Source organism: Nocardia vulneris (assembly GCF_001613425.1).
Classification (GTDB): Bacteria; Actinomycetota; Actinomycetes; order Mycobacteriales; family Mycobacteriaceae; genus Nocardia; species Nocardia vulneris.
Genome location: NZ_BDCI01000011.1, coordinates 198,689 through 216,669, shown reverse-complemented (window position 1 = coordinate 216,669; position 17,981 = coordinate 198,689). Strand labels below are relative to the sequence as shown.

Below are 17,981 nucleotides of genomic sequence, written 5' to 3'. Positions count from 1 at the left end.
CCGGCCGCACCCGCACCGGCGGCCCCGGCACCGGATGCACAGGCGGCCCCCGCACCGGGCGGCGCGGCTCCGGCCGCCCCCGGCGCACCGGCTCCCGGCGGGACCGGCACCCCGGATGCGGCGGCACCGGGCGGTGGCACCGGCGGCAACTCGGCCACCCCGGCGGCCCCGGGCGGGGCGCAGAGCGACCAGGGCGCGCAAGCGCAGGACAAGGGCCTGGCGGGCAACGTGCAGACCTTGACCGACAGCTTGAGCAAACTGAACGATCTGCTGAAGCCGCCCGCTCCGCCCGCGGCACCCCCGGCCGCGGCCCCCTAGCGGCACGGCACCGAATAACGAACTCCCGCACCTGCTTCGGGGAAGCGGTGCGGGAGTTCGGCTTTCGCTCCGGCTACAGCGGCGTCACATAGGCGCCGGAGATCCCGCCGTCCACCAGGAACTGGGACGCGGTGATGAACGAGGCGTCGTCGCTGGCGAGAAACGCCACCGCGGCGGCGATCTCCTCGGGTTCGGCGAAGCGCCCGGTCGGAATGTGTACCAGGCGCCGGGCCGCGCGCTCCGGGTCCTTGGCGAACAGCTCCTGCAGCAGTGGCGTGTTCACCGGCCCCGGGCACAGCGCATTCACTCGAATCCCGTTGCGGGCGAACTGGACTCCCAGCTCGCGGCTCATCGAGAGCACCCCGCCCTTGGAGGCGGTGTAGGAGATCTGCGAGGTGGCCGCGCCCATCACCGCGACGAACGAGGCGGTGTTGATGACCGAGCCCTTGCCGCGTTCGAGCATGTGCTGGATGGCGTACTTGCTGCACAGGTACACCGAGGTCAGATTGACCTCCTGGACTCGTTTCCAGGCGTCCAGGCCGGTCGTGACGATCGAATCGTCTTCCGGCGGCGAGATTCCCGCGTTGTTGAACGCGATGTCGAGCCCGCCGTAGGTGTCGACCGCGGTCTGGAACAGCGCCTCGACCTGGGCCTCATCGGTCACGTCGACCTTGACGTACAAACCGCCGACCTCGGTGGCGGCCGCCTCACCGCCGGCCGCGTCGATATCGGCGACGACCACCTTCGCACCCTCCGCGGCGAAGCGACGGACCGTGGCGAGGCCGATGCCGCTCCCGCCGCCGGTGACGACGGCGACTCGATCCTGTAAGCGCTGCAAGGTATCTCCTGTCGGGGTAGTGATGTTCGCTATTGGGTGGCGAGGAAGACGTTCTTGGTCTCGGTGAACGCCAGGGCGGCGTCGGGCCCGAGTTCCCGGCCGAGGCCGGACTGTTTGAATCCGCCGAACGGCGTCCAATACCGCACGGAGGAATGCGAATTCACCGAGAGGTTGCCCGCTTCGACCGCGCGGGAGACCCGCAGCGCCCGGCCGACGTCGTTGGTCCAGATGGAGCCGGACAACCCGTACTCGGTGTCGTTGGCGATCCGGATGGCGTCGGCCTCGTCCTCGAACGGCACCACCGCGACCACCGGGCCGAACACCTCCTCGGTGAGCACCCGGTCGGTGGGCGAGTCCGGCAGCACCACCGTTGGCGGATACCAGAATCCGGGGCCGTCCGGTTGCGTGCCGGTGAACGCCACCTTGGTCGACGGCTCGACGAAACCGGCCACCCGCTCGCGGTGCGCGGCCGAGATGAGCGGCCCCATCTCGGTGGCCGCCGCGGCCGGGTCGCCGACCACCACGCCGCGCACGGCGGGCTCGAGCAGTTCGAGGAATCGATCGAAGACGTTGCGCTGCACCAGGATCCGGGAACGCGCGCAGCAGTCCTGACCCGCGTTGTCGAAGACGCCGTACGGCGCGGTGGCGGCCGCCCGGTCCAGATCCGCGTCGGCGAACACGATATTGGCGCTCTTGCCGCCCAATTCGAGCGTCACCCGCTTCACCTGCTGCGCGCAGCCGGCCATGATCTGGGTGCCGACCTCGGTCGAGCCGGTGAACACCACCTTGCGCACCGCGGGGTGGGTGACGAACCGCTGGCCCACGATCGAGCCTTTGCCGGGCAGCACCTGGAACACGTCCGCGGGCAGCCCGGCTTCGAGCGCCAGCTCCCCCAGCCGGATCGCGGTCAGCGGCGTGAGTTCGGCAGGCTTGAGCACGACCGTGTTCCCGGCCGCCAGCGCGGGCGCGAAACCCCAGCCCGCGATCGGCATCGGGAAGTTCCACGGCACGATCACCCCGACCACGCCGAGCGGTTCGTGGAAGGTGATATCCACCCCGCCCGCCACCGGAATCTGCTGGCCGAGCAGCCTTTCCGGGATACCGGCCGCGTAGTGCAGCACGTCGCGGACGTTGCCCGCCTCCCAGCGCGCGTTGCCGATGGTGTGCCCGGAGTTGGCGACCTCCAGCTGCGCGAGCTGCTCCAGGTTCGCGTCCACGGCCTCGGCGAAGCGGCGCAGCAGCCGGGCCCGGTCGCCGGGGGCCACCTCGCGCCAGGAGACCGCGGCGCGCTGGGCCCGGTCGATCGCGGCGTCGGTCTCGGCCGCGCCGACCAGTTCGACCGTCGTCACCACCTGTTCGGTCGCCGGGTTGACCACCTGCGCTGTCGTCACGAGTTCCGCTCCCTTCGATAGTCTTCGGCCGCGGCGACCAGTGCCCCGATCAGCCTGCGGTCGACCGCATCCACCTCCGGATGCCATTGCACGCCGACCAGAAACGGGCCGTCCGGCGCCTCCACCGCCTCGATGGTGCCGTCCGACGCGTGCGCGCTGATCACCAGTCCCGGCGCCAGGCGGTCGATCGCCTGATGATGGTGACAGTGGGCCTTCACGTGCGCCCCGGCGATCGCCGCGACCCGGCTACCCGCCACCGGCGCCACGTCGGTGACGGTGAAGCCACCGGTCGTGCCCGAATGCTCGGCGTGCCCGACCACCTCGGGCAGATGCTGCACCAGCGTGCCGCCCAGCGCGACGTTCACCACCTGCATGCCCCGGCACACCGCGAGCACCGGCAGTTCGGCCGCGCGCGCCAGCGCGAACAAGCCGAACTCGGACTCGTCGCGGTCGGGCCTGGTGTAGGTGTCCGGATGCGGCTGGGCGCCATAGCGGTCCGGGGTCACGTCGGCGCCGCCGGTGAGCACCACTGCGTCCAGTCGCGCCACCAGTTCCGCGCGCGCCACGCCGGCCGGCGGCAGCAGCACGGGGATACCGCCTGCCGCCACGACCATCTGCACGTAGCTGTACTGCAGCACCGCGCTGTCGACGTCCCAGGAACCGAAGCGGGCGCGCTCGACGTAGGTCGGCAGCCCGATCACCGGCCGTGGCCGCACCCCGGGTGCGGCCGCGGCCGGCGCGGGTTCAGAGTCGTTCGAAGCCACGAATTCGCTCCCAGTCGGTGACGGCGGCGTCGAAGGCGTCCAGCTCGACCTGCGCCGCGTTGCGGTAGTGCTCCACTACATCATCACCGAACGCGGTCCGCGCCACCTTGCTGTCCCCGAACAGCTGCGCCGCCTCGCGCAGCGTGCGCGGCACGCGCGGGCGCTCCGACCGATAGGCGTTGCCCTGGAACTCCGGCTCCAGCGGCAACCGCTGCTCGATGCCGTGCAGCCCGGCCGCGATGGCGGCGGCCACGGCGAGATAGGGATTCACGTCCCCGCCGGGCACCCGGTTCTCCAGCCGCAGCGACGGCCCGTGCCCCACCACCCGCAACGCGCAGGTCCGGTTGTCGCGCCCCCAGGCGACCGCGGTCGGCGCGAAGCTACCCGAGACAAATCGCTTGTAGGAGTTGATGTTCGGCGCGAGCAGGTAGGTGAACTCGCGCAGGCAGTCCAGCTGGCCTGCGACGAAATGACGCATCAGCGGCGACCAGCCGCCGGGTTCGTTGCCCGCCAGCACGGCCTCGTCGGACTCCCCGCGCAGGCTGATATGGATATGGCACGAGTTGCCTTCGCGCTCATTGTATTTGGCCATGAAGGTGAGACTGCGCCCCTCCTGGGCCGCGATCTCCTTCGCGCCGGTCTTGTAGATGCTGTGGTTGTCGCAGGTGGTCAGCGCGTCGTCGTAGCGGAAGGTGATCTCGTGCTGGCCGGGGTTGCACTCCCCCTTGGCCGACTCGCAATACATTCCCGCGCCGTCCATTTCGGTGCGAATGCGCCGCAGCAGGGGCTCCAGCCGGGCGGTGCCGAGCATCGAATAGTCGACGTTGTACTGGTTGGCCGGGCGCAGTTCCCGATAGCCGGCCGACCACGCGGCCTCGTAACTGTCGTCGAACACCAGGAATTCGAGTTCGGTGCCGACGAACGCGCGCAGCCCGTGCTCGGCCAGCCGGGCAAGCTGGGCACGCAACACCTGACGCGGCGAGACCGGCACCGGCTTACCGGCGGGCTCCACCTGCTCGACATCGCACAGCACCAGCGCGGTACCCGGCCACCACGGCACCAGCCGCAGGGTGTCCAGGTCCGGCCGCAGCACGAAATCCCCGTATCCGGTGTCCCAGGACGACATCGAGTACCCGGCCACCGTCGTCATGTCCACGTCGACGGCGAGCAGATAGTTGCACGCCTCGGTCGCGTGCTCCACCACCTCGTCCAGGAAATATCTTGCCGCACAACGCTTTCCCTGCAACCGACCCTGCATATCGGTCATCGCGACCAGCACCGTATCGATGCGCCCGGCCTCGACCTGCTCCCGCAACTGCGTCAGACTCAACATCCCGCTACGCATCAACAGCCCCTCTCGGCACCAACCGTGCTCACGCTAGAGCAAACTCGGCCGTTTTGTGATCGGACACACAAACCTGCTGCGCCGGTGCGTCGATCGGACCATTGGTCCCGACTTTTCGGGACCTTCAGATCAATGTCGGACGCCGCAGCCGTCCGGACACTCGGCTCGGTAGGGCTCGTGCGTGTATCCGATCGCGCCGCGCCGCATCGAGCTAGGAGGCACTGAATCCATGGGCTGTGCACAGCCGGACGCCGATACCGTCGAGGCCGCGCTGGCGATGGCGGTCCGCGCGCCCTCGGTACACAACAGCCAGCCGTGGCGCTGGCGGATCGCCGACGAGGCGATCCAGCTGTATGCCGACCCCGACCGGCATCTCGTCGCAACCGATCCACACCAGCGTGGCCTGATCCTCAGTTGTGGTGCGGCACTGCATCATCTGCGGGTGGCGCTGGCCGTGCTCGGCTGGTCGGCCGCGGTCGAGCACCTGCCCGATCCGGGCGATCCCGATCATCTCGCGACCGTCACCCTCAGCCCATACGCGCCGACGCCCACCGACTTCGAGCTCAGCGCCGCCCTGGTGCACCGGCAGTCCGACCGCCGGCGCTACAGCTCGTGGCAGGTGCCGCCCGGCTACCTGCGCACCATCGCGACCCGCGCGGCGCGATACGGCGCCGTGGTGCGGCAGGTCCCGGACGGGCTGCGCGCGCGGCTCGCCCGGCCCGCCCGCGACGCGGTGGCCCGGCACGCGGCCGACCCCGCATATCAGCTCGAACTGGCGGCATGGAGCGGCCGCCGCGGCACCCCCGACGGTGTGCCCGCGGCGAACAGCCCGCGGCCGCAACCCCGCGACGAGATCCCGGTACGCACCTTCACCGATCCGGCCCTCGTCGACCGGACCCTGCATCCGGACGCCGCGGAATGGCTGGTGGTCTGCACCCCGTCCGACGATCGGATGTCGCGCCTGCGCGCGGGCGAGGCCCTGAGCGCCGCGCTGCTGACGGCCACCGATCTCGGCCTGTCCAACTGCCTGCAAACCGAACCGCTGGGCGTACCGGAACTGCGTGCGGACATCCGGACCCAGGTGCTGTACGACTGCGCCTACCCGCAGGCCATGCTGCGCGTCGGCTGGGTGCCGACGAGCGTCGCGCCGCTGCCGCACACCCCGCGTCGGCCGATCGCCGACGTCATCGATCGCTAGGCACTCATTCGCGACGTTGCTCGGGCAGGCCGAGCTTGGTGGCCAGCACCCCGGCCTGGGTGCGGCCGCCGACCTCGAGTTTCGCCAGCAGCTGCGAGACATAGTTCTTGACGGTCTTCTCCGACAAGAACATTCGGCGCGCGATCTGCCGGTTGGTCAGCCCTTCGCCGAGCATGCCGAGCACCGTGCGCTCCCGGTCGGACAGCGTCGCGAGCGGCCCTGCTCGGCCGCGTGCTGGGTGCGCAGCTTCGTCATCAGCGCGGCGACGGCCCGGTCGTCGAGCAGCGAGCGGCCGGCGGCTACCGCGCGAATCGCCTCGACCAGTTCCTGCCCGCGGATGTCTTTGACCAGGAACCCGCTGGCACCGGCCAGCACCGCACCGATCATCGACTGCTCGTCGACGAACGAGGTGAGCATCAGGCAGCGCAAGCCCGGCGTCGCCGCGAGCAGATCGCGGCACAACTCGACCCCGCTGCCGTCGGGCAGCCGGACGTCGAGCACCGCGACATCGGGGCGCAGCGGCGGCACCCGGCGCCGCGCCTGCGCGCAGGTGGCCGCCTCGCCGACCACCGCGAGATCGGCGTGGCCGTCGACGAGGTCGCGGATGCCGAGGCGGACGATCTCGTGATCGTCGACCAGGAACACTCTCGCCATCGCGGCACCGCCTCTCCCCTCCGGACGCCCTGCCCCCCATCTACCAGCAGTTACCCCGGCGATGCTGGGTGAAACCGAGCAGTCAGCGCACGCAGGCCGGGATCGAGATACCGGGCAGCACCTCGAGCGTGGGGACGAAGGGCGGTCGATCCACCAACCGCGCCACCGGGCAGAGCCGGACGACCCGCGGCCCTGGGCCGGTGCGATTACCGCTGTTGTCGAAGACGACCGGTCCGCCCGCCCCGGGCACCGCGGTATCGGGCGCGGAGAATCCGCTGATCGTCGCGTTCACCTGGCTGCGCTGCACCGGCATGGTGGCGGGCAGTTCGCGCAGCGCGGTATCGATGGTGGTCACCGCGTCGTAGGCGTTGACCGCCCAGCCGTCGCCGATGTGCTCGGGATCGAAACCCGCGTCCCGGAAGTGCTGTTCGAACACGGCCCAGTTCGGGTTGCCCGGTTGCGGCGCGTCCGCGCCGGCCACCAGGGTGAACAGCAGCCGCACCCGGCCGTCGGCGAAACTGGGCGAGGACAAAGCCTTGGTGCGCAGATCCTCGAGCGCCGGGTCGGCCTCCTCGGTACGCAGCCGATTGCCGTCCGAGGTGCTGAGCACCGTCACCGAGGTCGCGGCGCACTGGCCGTTCGTGTAGGCCTCGTCGAGGCTGTACAGCAGCCTGCCCAGATCGCGACCGCGGGCGATGTAGGCGATCGTCACGTCCTTCGGGGTCGAGCAGACCCGCTTGGCGGTCTGCGGCACAGTGCTCGGTTCGCTGGTGTCGAATTTGACCTCCAGCACATTGCCGCCGTACTGGCGCTGGAAGAACGGCAAGGTGGTGCAGGTGTACGGGTCCGAACCGCCGATCGGCACCATGATGAAGTCGGGCCGGACCGGCGAGACCGCGCCGAGCGCCTGCACCTGCACGGCCACCCGGAACGCCACGCGATAGAAGTAGTCCCGCGCGATGCCGCGCGGATAGGTGATGTCGCGATCGCAGCTGTCGAACTCGGGATTGTCGGCGCGCGAGCCGTCCTGGTCGAATCCCTCGGCGGTCACCACATCGGACACCATCGGGATCTTCGCCGCGGCAAGCACATTCGCGACCTCGGCGGTGGTCTGGTCGCTGAGGCCGATGCCCGCCACGGCGACCACGTCGGACCGGTCCGCCAGGGCGCGCGCCACCGCGAGCGGGTCGCCGTCGCCGGCGTAGTCGCCGAGCTGGCCCACGACCAGTCGCATGGGGTGCAGGCAACCGGTGCCGTTGGCCCGGCGCTGCCCGGCCGCCATGCCCTCCAATTCGTGGACCGCCCTGCTGCCTGCCAGCTCGTCGGTCATCGTGAGCAGCACCCCGACGGTCGCCGGGGTGCCCGGGCACTCCTCGGCCGCCGCGCGATTCTGCCGATCGATCACCGCCAGCACCGACGCGAACGCGTCCAGCTCGAAAGCGTAAGGGCCCTCGGACAATCCGACGCAGTGCCGGCCCGCCTGCCAGGCCGCGCGGTCCGGCGTCCAGCCCGCGTTGCAGGTGAACGCGTGCTGCAGCCCGTCCCGGAAGGCGAACCCGGCACCGGCGAGCACGAGCAGCGCGGCGACGAGCCCCAGCCGCACCCAGTCCGTCCACGGCCGCGGAAACGGCCGCTCCGGTCGCGGAAAGACGCCTAGCCGATATCGCGATGCCACGAAAGGTCTCCTTCTGCCGCGCAGGTCATTCGAACTGGTCCGCGAGCCTGCGATAGCGATTGGCGCGCAACAGGAACGGGCCGTCGGCCGGGACGTGCTCGGCCAATTGCTCGTAGCTGTGCGCGATCCGGCGGCACAGCTCCGCCTTCAGCTCCAGCGGGGTGCCGATATCGGACTCGAACGCGGGCACCAGCGCGATCAGGACCCCGATATGCGCGCCCGGGGTGCGGGCGCGGGCGGAGCTGTCCACGAGCGACCCGTCCCGGCGGACCGGATCGGGCAGTTCGACGACGGCGTCGAACAACGTCAGCCAGTCCGGCGCGGACAGTTCCGCCAGCAGCGTGGTGAGTTCGTCCACCACCGCCGCGCGGCCGTTCAGCAGGCGGGCGTGCGCCAGCCTGCCCCCGCGATCACCGGCGGCGACCTGCTCTAGCAACGTGCCGAGTACGCGCTCGAGACCGGGACCGTCTTCGGGACGGGTGCGGGCCACCAGCGCGCGGAGGCCGAGCAGGCGCAGCAGCGGCGGGAGCCGCTCCGGGCCGCCCGGTGTCGTGGCCGTCCACAGCGAGCGGGACTTGAACAGGATGGAATCGTGCTCGACGCCGGGCGGCAACACACCGACCAGGGTGAGCGCCTCGGCTTTGTGTCGCGCGGCCGACACCGTGATCAACGCGGCGGCCAGCTCGCGACGGACCAGTTTGCGCACGCTCAAACCACGACCGAAGACCCGCAGCAGGTACTGCTCGACGGTCACGCCGGTCTCCGGGCCCGGACTGCGCAACAGGCCGTCGAGATCCGTCAGGTGCTGCGGCTCATCTTTGAGCAGCCGCAGCACCAGCGCCGTCGCCGCGGGGTGACCGCGGGTGAGCCGGTAGACCGTGTGGCCGATGTTCTCCGACTGGTACAGGTCGACGTCCTTGGCCATCAGCCGGACGTCGCTCTCGCTCAGCTCGGGCAACCGCACCCGCGCCCAGCGCGGTCCGACCAGCACCTGGGACGCCGCGTCGAGCGGCTCCGACCACACCGCGGGCGCGGGCACCAAGCCGGCCAGTTCGTCGACCAGGACACCGGAGCTCGCGGCCACGATCGTCAGCGGGTCGGGCAGCTCGGCGCCGGTGGCGGCGATCGAACGGCGCACGCGCAGCACGGAACCGAGAAACGGGGTGGCGGCCTGCGCGTCGGCGTCGTCGATCAGCACGAAGACGTTCGAGGTGCGCCGCTTGACCTTGGCGACGCTGTGCCGCAGGTCGGCGAGCAAGGCCCCGACCAGCACGTCGTCCACGTCGCGGCGGACCCGGGGATCGAGGCTTCGGGCGTTGTTGCTCAGCCCGATCAGCGCACGCTCGGCGTCGAGCCGCAGCTCCAGATCCTGATGACCGAACCATGCGGCCTTCGGTCCCCAGGTGACCCGGCCGAGCAGCCGGCCGCCCAACAACCGGCCCACCACCGCGTCGGAGACCGTATTGGCCACGGCGGGCGCGATCACGTCGACGCCGGGCACCTTGATATTGGCGGCCAGCGAACCGGCCAGATTGATCATGTTCTGGACGAAACCGACCAGCGCGGCACGGCGTTGATACCGGTTGAGCAGCAACCGCAGCCGGGTCAACTGCTCGTCCGGGGGCAGGTCGCCGAAATTCTCGGCGATGACGATCTGCGCGATCACCAATCGGGGAAACGCGACCGCGTAGCCGGGAATGTCGACGCTGAGGCCGAGCATGACGGCGGCCAGCACGGTGCGCACCGGATTGTTCAGATCGAACGGTTGCTCCAGCGGCCGGACCAGCACCGAGGGGGTGTGTCCCTGCCATTTGGCCAGCGCTCTACCCAAGACGGCGCTGCGGCCGGAACCGCCACAACCCTCCAGCACCAGCACAGGTTTCGGCGGCGCCGCCACCTCATCGGCGGATACCTCGACCAATCGGTCGATCAATTCGAGTAAATCGGTGCGCCCCACAAACACCAAGCATCGCCTCCCACGGCTTGGCAGCCACCATAACAATCGGCCACCGGCGCAACAACCGTATTCAGCTCTTGGACAACGGAATTAGGGGATAAAAGCAAACCGCAAGCAGGTACCGATTCCGAAACGAACCGACCGGCTCCTATTTCCGGGCCGCCCGGATCGGGCGCGCGAACAGCATGCGCCCGAGCAGGCGAACGAAATCCAGGTGCCCGGTGAGCGCCCGCCGCGACAACACCAGCGACCAGGTGGTCTCGGTGCCCGCCGCGGGCACAGCGCGTCGCGCGAGCCGGTCGCCGAGCCAGTCGAGCATGACCGGCACGGCCGAGAACTGCAGCAGCAGATGGGTGCTCACCCTGTCGCGCAGGTACCGGACGTGCGCGCCGGCCGCGGTGTAGCGGGCGACCAGCGCATCGACATCGGCGACGGCGATGACCTCGTCGTACACGCCCTGCACCACGAGCAGCGGCATGGCGGGCGCCTGCGCGCCCGGTTCGATGTCGGTGAGCACGGCGCGCAGCGCGGGTGCGGCCAGCAGCGCCGCGAGGCCACCGCGGCAGTGCTTGTCGATATCGCGGCGGGCGAAGCGGTACAGCAGCGGGAACGTCGCGGTGGTCTCGGTCGCCGCGAGCCAGGCCAGGTACCGTGCGTCCAGCTGGGCGCGCAGCAGGCGATCGAGATCCGGGTAGGCGCGCCGCAGTCCCGCGGTGAAGACCGCGGCGAAACCGGCGAACAGCCCGCCGTTGAGCCGCACGAAAGCCTTGGCCGGGTCGCCGACCGGCGAGGCCGCCACCGCACCCACCAGCGCCAGCTCCGGCGCGTACGCGGCCGCCAGCTCGGCGGCCCACGCCGTGGCCAGACCACCACCCGAATACCCCCACAGCGCGACGGGCACGCGCGGCGTCAGGCCGAGTGGTGCGAAGGCCAGCGCGGCCCGAATACCGTCGAGCGCACGGTATCCCGGCTCGCGCGCCACCCCGAAGCGGCCCGCCGTGCCGCCGTGATCGGGCACCGACACGGCCCAGCCGCGGGTCAGCGCGGCGGCGATGAGCGGCAACTCCAATTGCGGGATCGAGCCGGCCGCCCGGGCGCCGTGCCGCAACGCATAGGAGGGCAGGCATTTCGAGGCGACGGCGTCGATCGCGCACTGGAACGACACCAGCGGCCGCGGCACGGCCGGGTCGGCGCCCCAGGGCAACAGCACCGTGGTGACCGCCACTTCGGGCACACCGTGCAGATCACAGGTCCGATACAGCAGCTGCCAGGCCGGAACACGCTGCCGGACAAGGCCGAACAGCGCGAGTTCGACCGTCCTGGCCCGGACCACCGCACCGAGCGGCAGCTGATCCAGCGCCGGCGGCGGCGCGTAGAACGGATCGTCCTCGGGCAGCAGCGGAAAGTCGGTGCGCGGCGCGACGGCCGGACCGGTCAGGCCGCGCACGGGATCGGCACTCATGGGCTCTGCTTCCTTTCGATCGGCTCGTCGCGCCATCGGTGCCGCGCCCTGTCCTGCGACCAACCCAACCACGGTGCGATGCGGAAATAAATTGGTGCTGAAGACAATTCGCATTGCTCGCCGTTCTCCGCCGCGGGTAGTGACAATGCGGTCAGAAACTGCCCCCGCCGCCGATCAGCCAGGGATTGAACGTGCATTCGAGAGCCGGATAGGCGACCGGATCGAGCGCGTGCAGCACGATCGAGGCCGCGCGCGGGGAGTACATGAGCGTGAGGTGGTCGGACATGTCCTGCTCGCAGCCGTCCTGCAACGTGATGTTGTGCACCGTGGCGTCGGCGCCCGCCCGCAGGAAGGTCCAGTCGTACGGATTCATCACCTGGTCGAAACGCGAACCGACCGAGGTGTATTCGACGCCGGGAACGGTGTCGCCCGTGGCGTTCAACGTGGCATAGAACGCAGACCCCACGGCCTGTTGAATATTGGCGACGCCGACCAGGGGTTCGTAGAAGCCGAGGATGTCCACGCCGAGGTTGTTGATCATCCGGCCCAGCGTCGCGATGCCGAGCAGCGACGTGCCGTGATAAGTGGCGCCGAAACTCACCAGCCTGCGCACCTTCGGCGCACCGCCCTCGAATTTTCAGGTACTGGTTGGCCACCGTGCCGCCCTGCGAATGCGCGACGATGTCGACCGTTGCCGCGCCCGTGGCCGCCTGCACCCGGTCGATGAATCGGCTCAGCTGCCGCGCGGAATCCTCCATCCGGCCGACCCCGTACCGGCCGGGCAGCACCGGCCCGAGACCACCGCCCGTCAGCAGACCGGAGCGACCGAAATTGAAGGCGAACACGCAATATCCGGCGCGGGCGAGGCGCGGTGCGAGATAGGCGAAGCTGTCGTAGGCGTTGAGCCAGGTGCCGTGCAGCAGCACCACCGGCTGCGGGTGCGCGGCGCTCGGCTGACAATCCCAGCGGTTCGCGCCCGGCGGCGCGGCATCGGGATGAGTCAGCCCATAGGCGAAAGCGCTCAGATAGGACGACATTTCCGGTCCCTCGCCGAGCACGTCCGACGCGTAACTGAGCGCACCGCTGCTACCGGTATCCAGGACGGCTCGCGGCTGCCTGCCGTCCGCCGCGGGCGCCAGCCCGGCATCGAGCGCTGCCACGAGTGCCGATCCGGCCGGGTCACCGCCCGGATCACCGCTCGCCGCACCGGAACCGAGCAGCGTGGCGACGGTCAGACCCGCGGTGAAAGCAACCCCGAGCAGGGCGCGCATGGCATTGTGCGTCATTGCAAGCATGTCAGTTCACATTCCCATCAAACGATTTCGCGCTCCGTATGCGAATCAGCCGGTGCCACAAGCTGTTCTGTGGATCACAACGGCCATCCACTGTGATGTGTGCCATATCGGAGACATAATCGAATCTATGGCGCTCCACGTGGCGATGTCACTGCACGTCGGCGAGAACAATCGGACGGCGAAATTGTTGCGCGCACCAAAGTTTCGCCCGATGTGCCGGTTACCTTGCCGCACAAACCTGTCGTTGGAAACAATCGGCACATGTCCGCCCTGCTTTCGCCGCCGACCGATCGCGCCCCGCTGGTGACCCGGCTGCTCACCCGCTGGCCGCAGATCTCCGAACGCATGCTGGCCGCCGGACTCGGCACCACCGCGCCCACGGCGGATCTGCCGGAAGGACATTTCACCGCCGAGGTGCTGCCCGCGATCTACGCGTGCGGCCGCGCCGTCCTGCAGGCCATCGGCGAACAGCGGGAATTCACCAGGGCCGAGGTGGCGGCATTCGTCGTGCCGGTCGCCCAGCGGCACGCCGAGGACCGTATTCCGTTGTCGCTGTTGATCGAAGCGATGCACGGCTCCGCCCAGTCGGTATTGCACGAGGCGGCGGCCATGGCGGGCGCCGCCGAGCTGGACGAGTTGGTCGTCGTCGGCAGCAGGCTGCTCGAACTGCTGATGCACATCAACATCACCGTCGTCGAGACCTACGCCGAGGTCGAGCAGTCCATCTATCACACCGAACGCGAGGCGCGCCGCGCACTGTGCGCGGCACTGCTCGGCGGGCTGCCCGCCGAAGAACTGGCCGCGCGCGCCGATACCGCGCTCGCGGAGCGATACACGGTGCTGGCCATTCACATTCGCCACGAAGATCACCCGAGCGCCGTCGCCGGGCTCATCAGCAGGCGCCGGATCAGAATTCTGCAGCGCACCCTGGACGCGCTCGCGGGCACCACGGCGCTGGCCACCTTCGACGGCTCGACCGGCATCGCCCTGTTGCCCACCGGTACCGAGCACGATCCCGCCGAACAGCCCTACGAACAGCTCGCGGCCGAACTCGCCGGGCACTTCGGCGTCGCGGTGTTCGTCACCGAATATCGTTGCGTCGCCAGGGAATCGGTACCGCAGATCGCGCGCGAAGCCACCGAACTCGCCGAATTGGCCCGCCTGCTGGGCCGACCGGCGGGCTGCTATCGCCTCGATGATCTGCTACTCGAATATCAGCTCACCCGCCCCGGACCGGCCCGGGACCGATTGGCCGAGCGGATCACGCCGATCCTGGACAGTCCCCACCTCATCGAAGCCCTCGACGCGCATCTGCGCCACGGCGCCGACCGCAAGACCGCGGCAGCGGGCATCCACATCCACCCCAATACCTTCAGCTACCGCCTGCGCCGCATCGCCGAACTCACCGGCATCGATCCCGGCGAACCCGACGGATCGCGGCTACTCGCCGCGGCGGCGCTGATCCATCGCCTGTTCCCGGCGGCCGACGCGAAGGCCGCGACGCCGCCGGGACAGCACCTCGTCTAGATGACGTGCCAGGCCTGCAGCAGATAGGTGATGTTGGCGGCAATGGACGTGACTACGTTCGCCAGATTCAACGCGGACGAACCCAGATCGATAAGCGGCACCGAAATTCCTCCATCAGATGGGACTGCGAAATCCCCTTCAATGTAGTGATCGACGGTGGCATACGCGCTGCTCGAGCGGTGCTGGAGCGCCCGGCACCCACGCGGTCATCCCATGAAAAGGCATGCCCGGAAGGCGGTTTCGGCGGACCTGGCGGGCAATGGCCATGCGGCCACTGTGAGGGAGTTCACCGCGGCCCTCGTCACAGTGGCCACAGCAGGCTCATTCCGGAGATACCGGTCGCGTCCTGCCGCTCCGACAACTGACCCCTTGATTTCCGCAGATGCGGAAATATACTGCCCTCTGTGTCGAATTTGCGGATCAGCGAGGTAGCGGTGCTGGCGGGCGTCAGCGATGACACCGTGCGCCGGTGGATCGATCAGGGCAAGCTGACCGCGATCCAGCTCGGCAACGGGCGCAAGGGCGTCCGCGGCCGGGAGCTGGCGGAGTTCCTCCAGGCCACCGCCGAGACGCCGGAACCGGGGGTCACCGTTGCCGCCTCGGCCCGCAACCGCCTGCGCGGCATCGTGACGCGGGTGGTCAAGGACACCGTGATGGCACAGGTGGAGATGCAGGCCGGTCCGTTCCGGCTGGTCTCGCTGCTGAGCCGGGAATCCGTCGACGAGCTCGGGCTAGAGGTCGGCAGCGTCGCGGTGGCCTCGGTCAAATCCACGCACGTCGTCGTCGAGATTCCGGAAAGCTGATGAGGTCGAGCATGTTTCGTTCGTTGAGTAGCGCCGCCCTGGTCGGCGTCGTCGTGTTGAGCCTGGCCGGTTGCGGCTCGGACGACAAGGCCGCGCCCGCGGGCCCGGGCGGGATCGGCGGCACCGTCACGGTGTTCGCCGCGGCCTCGCTGACCGAGACCTTCACCGAACTCGGCAAGCAGTTCGAGGCCGCGCATCCCGGTGTCAAGGTGGTCTACAGCTTCGGCGCCAGCTCGGCGCTGGCCGAGCAGATCAACCAGGGTGCCCCCGCCGATGTCTTCGCCTCGGCCGCGCCGAAGAACATGCAGCAGGTCAAGGACAAAGGAGAGGTGACCGTCGCGCCGGTCACCTTCGTGCGCAACCGGCTCGAGATCGCGGTTCCCAAGGGCAATCCCGGCCATATCACCGGCCTGGCCGACTTCGGCAAGACCGAACCGAAGCTCGCGCTGTGCGCCGAACAGGTGCCGTGCGGCGCCGCTGCCAAAACCGTCTTCGAGGCCGCGCGCGTCACCCCGCAGCCCGACACCCGCGAAGCCGACGTGAAAGCGGTGCTGACCAAGGTCAAGCTGAACGAGGTCGATGCGGCGCTGGTCTACCGGACCGATGTGCAGGCGGCGGGCGACCAGGTGGCAGGCATCGACTTCGCGGAGTCGGGCAAGGCGATCAACGACTATCCGATCGCGCCGCTCGCGCACGCCCCCAACGCGGCCGCGGCCGCCGCGTTCGTCGAGTTCGTGCAGTCGCCGCAGGCTCGCGCCGTGTTCACCGAGGCGGGATTCGACAACCCGTGACCCGGACGGCCACGGGGCGGCGACCGCTCGTCCTGCTGCTACCCGCGCTGTGCGCGCTGGCCTTCCTACTGGTGCCACTGGCCGGTCTGCTGTGGCGGACGCCGTGGCGTGGCCTGCCGGATCGCCTGTTCAACGCCGAAGTCGGTCAGGCCCTGCAACTTTCGCTGGTGTGTGCGAGCTCGGCGACGGTGCTCTGCCTGGTGTTCGGCATACCGCTGGCGTGGCTGCTCGCGCGCGGCGACCTCCCGGGACGCGGGGTGCTCCGCGCTCTGGTCACCGTGCCCCTGGTGCTGCCGCCGGTGGTCGGCGGTGTCGCGCTGCTGCTCGTGCTGGGCAGGCGCGGGTTGATCGGGCGGTATCTGTACGAATGGTTCGGCGTCTCACTACCTTTCACGACCGCCGGGGTGATCGTCGCGGAAGCGTTCGTCGCGATGCCGTTCCTGGTGATCTCGGTGGAAGGCGCGCTGCGGGCGGCGGATCCCCGCTTCGAAGAGGCGGCGGCCACCCTGGGGGCCTCGCGCTGGCTGACCTTCCGGCGGGTCACGCTGCCCTCGGTGCTGCCCGGCGTCGTCGCGGGCGGGGTGCTGTGCTGGGCGCGGGCGCTCGGCGAATTCGGGGCCACGATCACCTTCGCCGGCAACTTCCCCGGCAAGACCACCACCATGCCGCTCGCGGTCTACCTCGCCCTGGAATCCGACCCCGAGGACGCGATCGTGCTCAGCCTGGTGCTGCTCACCGTGTCGGTGGCGGTGCTGGTCGCGTTGCGCGAGCGGTGGATTCGAGGCGCGGTATGAGCCTGGCCGCCGAACTGCGGGTCACTCGTGGACAATTCGAGCTCGATCTGCGGTTTCGCGTGGCGCCCGGGGAAGTCGTCGCCCTGCTCGGCCCCAACGGCGCGGGCAAGACCACCGCGCTGCGGGCACTGGCGGGGCTGACGCCGCTGACCGCCGGTGCGCTGCGAATCGGCGAAAACGTCTGGGACGCACCGCCGAAGGTGTTCGTGCCCGCCGAACGCCGCGAGGTCGGCGTGGTGTTCCAGGACTATCTGCTGTTCGGTCACCTCAGCGCCGTGGACAATGTCGCGTTCGGGTTGCGGGCGCGCGGCAGCCGGCGCGCGGCCGCCCGGGAGCGAGCCGCGCAGTGGCTGGACCGGGTGGGGCTCGCCGAGCAGGCGCAGGCGAAACCGCGTGCGCTGTCCGGCGGGCAGGCGCAGCGCGTCGCGCTGGCACGGGCTTTGGCCACCGAGCCCGCGCTGCTGCTCCTGGACGAGCCGCTGGCCGCGCTCGACGCGAGTACCCGGCTGCGCGTGCGCGCCGACCTGGCCCGTCACCTCGCCGACTATCCGGGTCACACGGTGCTCGTCACGCACGATCCGCTCGACGCGATGGTGCTGGCCGACCGGCTGATCATCCTGGAGCACGGCCGGGTCGTGCAGGAGGGGGCGCCGAGCGAGGTCGCGCGGCGGCCGCGCTCCGACTATGTGGCAAACCTGGTGGGCCTCAACCTGTATCGCGGCCGAGCCGAGGGCACCACGGTCGAACTCGACGCGGGCGGCACCCTCACCGTCGCCGAACCCGGCACCGGCCCGGTGCACGTGGCCTTCCCGCCGACCGCCGTCAGCCTGCACCCCGAACAACCCGCCGGCAGCCAGCGCAACACCTGGCCCGTCACCATCGCCGGCCTGGAACAGCACGCCCACACCATCCGCGTCCGCCTCGACGGCGCCCCACCCGTCCTCGCCGACGTCACCCCCGCCACCGTCGCCGACCTCCGCCTGCAACCCGGCACCCGACTCTGGGCCGCAGTAAAAGCCACCGAAACACACACCTATCCGTCCTGAATCGCAGTACCACGAAGGTCCGAGCAGGCGCTCCGCCGAGCCGAGCGCATAATCGGTGCGCAATGTCCACGGCGTGTCGCATACCCGAAAACCCTTGAGCCCCAGAACTTGTCGGTACCGGCT

General features: G+C 69.9%; 14 protein-coding genes and 3 pseudogenes. 7 read left to right on the top strand and 10 right to left on the bottom strand.

Going from position 1 to position 17,981, the window contains the following annotated elements:
* A pseudogene (locus tag NVU01S_RS44205) lies at positions 1-318 on the top strand (2-oxoglutarate dehydrogenase, E2 component, dihydrolipoamide succinyltransferase); the annotation flags it as partial.
* Positions 319-391: 73 nt separating this feature from the next.
* Here NVU01S_RS44205 and NVU01S_RS15300 read toward each other — a convergent pair.
* From NVU01S_RS15300 to NVU01S_RS15285, 4 genes are read right to left on the bottom strand one after another with little or no spacing between them, the layout of a single operon-like run.
* Positions 392-1,180: a 3-oxoacyl-ACP reductase gene (locus NVU01S_RS15300; protein WP_373864201.1), complete on the bottom strand. Its 789-nt coding sequence runs from the start codon at positions 1,178-1,180 to the stop codon at positions 392-394.
* Positions 1,181-1,185: 5 nt separating this feature from the next.
* Positions 1,186-2,547, bottom strand: a complete 1,362-nt coding sequence (locus tag NVU01S_RS15295) for an aldehyde dehydrogenase family protein (RefSeq protein WP_043681905.1) — start codon at positions 2,545-2,547, stop codon at positions 1,186-1,188.
* A complete protein-coding gene (locus tag NVU01S_RS15290; protein ID WP_082032454.1) occupies positions 2,544-3,311 on the bottom strand; it encodes a gamma-glutamyl-gamma-aminobutyrate hydrolase family protein in 768 nt (255 codons plus the stop codon). Before NVU01S_RS15290 ends, NVU01S_RS15295 begins: the two co-directional genes overlap by 4 nt.
* Positions 3,292-4,656, bottom strand: a complete 1,365-nt coding sequence (locus NVU01S_RS15285) for a glutamine synthetase family protein (protein ID WP_082032453.1) — start codon at positions 4,654-4,656, stop codon at positions 3,292-3,294. Before NVU01S_RS15285 ends, NVU01S_RS15290 begins: the two co-directional genes overlap by 20 nt.
* Positions 4,657-4,885: 229 nt before the next feature.
* Here NVU01S_RS15285 and NVU01S_RS15280 point away from each other — a divergent pair, with 229 nt between their 5' ends.
* The gene (locus NVU01S_RS15280) at positions 4,886-5,854 is read left to right on the top strand and encodes an Acg family FMN-binding oxidoreductase (protein ID WP_043681899.1); all 969 of its coding nucleotides are present in this window, start codon (positions 4,886-4,888) and stop codon (positions 5,852-5,854) included.
* A gap of 4 nt (positions 5,855-5,858) precedes the next feature.
* Here NVU01S_RS15280 and NVU01S_RS15275 read toward each other — a convergent pair.
* The 6 genes and pseudogenes from NVU01S_RS15275 to NVU01S_RS45440 form a co-directional block, all read right to left on the bottom strand.
* A pseudogene (locus tag NVU01S_RS15275) lies at positions 5,859-6,508 on the bottom strand (response regulator).
* Positions 6,509-6,590: 82 nt separating this feature from the next.
* Positions 6,591-8,183, bottom strand: a complete 1,593-nt coding sequence (locus tag NVU01S_RS15270) for a type 1 periplasmic-binding domain-containing protein (RefSeq protein ID WP_043681896.1) — start codon at positions 8,181-8,183, stop codon at positions 6,591-6,593.
* A 25-nt stretch (positions 8,184-8,208) separates the two neighbouring features.
* Positions 8,209-10,149 carry a hypothetical protein gene (locus tag NVU01S_RS15265; protein WP_156161984.1) on the bottom strand — a complete coding sequence of 647 codons (1,941 nt, stop codon included), beginning with the start codon at positions 10,147-10,149 and terminating at the stop codon, positions 8,209-8,211.
* Between the two features lie 139 nt (positions 10,150-10,288).
* A complete protein-coding gene (locus tag NVU01S_RS15260; protein ID WP_043681890.1) occupies positions 10,289-11,602 on the bottom strand; it encodes a lipase family protein in 1,314 nt (437 codons plus the stop codon).
* Positions 11,603-11,753: 151 nt separating this feature from the next.
* On the bottom strand, positions 11,754-12,203 hold the full coding sequence (locus tag NVU01S_RS45445) for a hypothetical protein (RefSeq protein WP_373864202.1): 450 nt from the start codon (positions 12,201-12,203) through the stop codon (positions 11,754-11,756).
* A gap of 67 nt (positions 12,204-12,270) precedes the next feature.
* Positions 12,271-12,639, bottom strand: a pseudogene (locus NVU01S_RS45440) (esterase/lipase family protein); the annotation flags it as partial.
* Between the two features lie 519 nt (positions 12,640-13,158).
* On the opposite strand from NVU01S_RS45440, the gene NVU01S_RS15250 reads away from it, so the two are divergent.
* The 5 genes from NVU01S_RS15250 (at position 13,159) to NVU01S_RS15230 (ending at position 17,858) form a co-directional block, all read left to right on the top strand.
* Positions 13,159-14,424, top strand: a complete 1,266-nt coding sequence (locus NVU01S_RS15250; protein ID WP_043681887.1) for a PucR family transcriptional regulator — start codon at positions 13,159-13,161, stop codon at positions 14,422-14,424.
* Between the two features lie 404 nt (positions 14,425-14,828).
* Positions 14,829-15,227, top strand: a complete 399-nt coding sequence (locus NVU01S_RS15245) for a TOBE domain-containing protein (RefSeq protein WP_014987324.1) — start codon at positions 14,829-14,831, stop codon at positions 15,225-15,227.
* Between the two features lie 23 nt (positions 15,228-15,250).
* Complete coding sequence (gene modA / locus NVU01S_RS15240) at positions 15,251-16,018, top strand: molybdate ABC transporter substrate-binding protein (RefSeq protein WP_244896310.1); 768 nt, start codon at positions 15,251-15,253, stop codon at positions 16,016-16,018.
* Positions 16,015-16,812: a molybdate ABC transporter permease subunit gene (modB, locus tag NVU01S_RS15235; protein WP_043681881.1), complete on the top strand. Its 798-nt coding sequence runs from the start codon at positions 16,015-16,017 to the stop codon at positions 16,810-16,812. The genes modA and modB overlap by 4 nt, the downstream gene beginning before the upstream one ends.
* Complete coding sequence (locus NVU01S_RS15230) at positions 16,809-17,858, top strand: ABC transporter ATP-binding protein (RefSeq protein WP_043681879.1); 1,050 nt, start codon at positions 16,809-16,811, stop codon at positions 17,856-17,858. Before modB ends, NVU01S_RS15230 begins: the two co-directional genes overlap by 4 nt.
* The last annotated feature ends 123 nt before the right edge of the window (positions 17,859-17,981 follow it).

Bases quoted from the DNA above. Each gene is read 5' to 3' on its own strand.
- NVU01S_RS15250 (WP_043681887.1), top strand. From the start codon at position 13,159: ATGTCCGCCCTGCTTTCGCCGCCGACCGATCGCGCCCCGCTGGTGACC.
- NVU01S_RS15280 (WP_043681899.1), top strand. From the start codon at position 4,886: ATGGGCTGTGCACAGCCGGACGCCGATACCGTCGAGGCCGCGCTGGCG.
- NVU01S_RS15285 (WP_082032453.1), bottom strand. From the start codon at position 4,656: ATGCGTAGCGGGATGTTGAGTCTGACGCAGTTGCGGGAGCAGGTCGAG.
- NVU01S_RS15230 (WP_043681879.1), top strand. From the start codon at position 16,809: ATGAGCCTGGCCGCCGAACTGCGGGTCACTCGTGGACAATTCGAGCTC.
- NVU01S_RS15260 (WP_043681890.1), bottom strand. From the start codon at position 11,602: ATGAGTGCCGATCCCGTGCGCGGCCTGACCGGTCCGGCCGTCGCGCCG.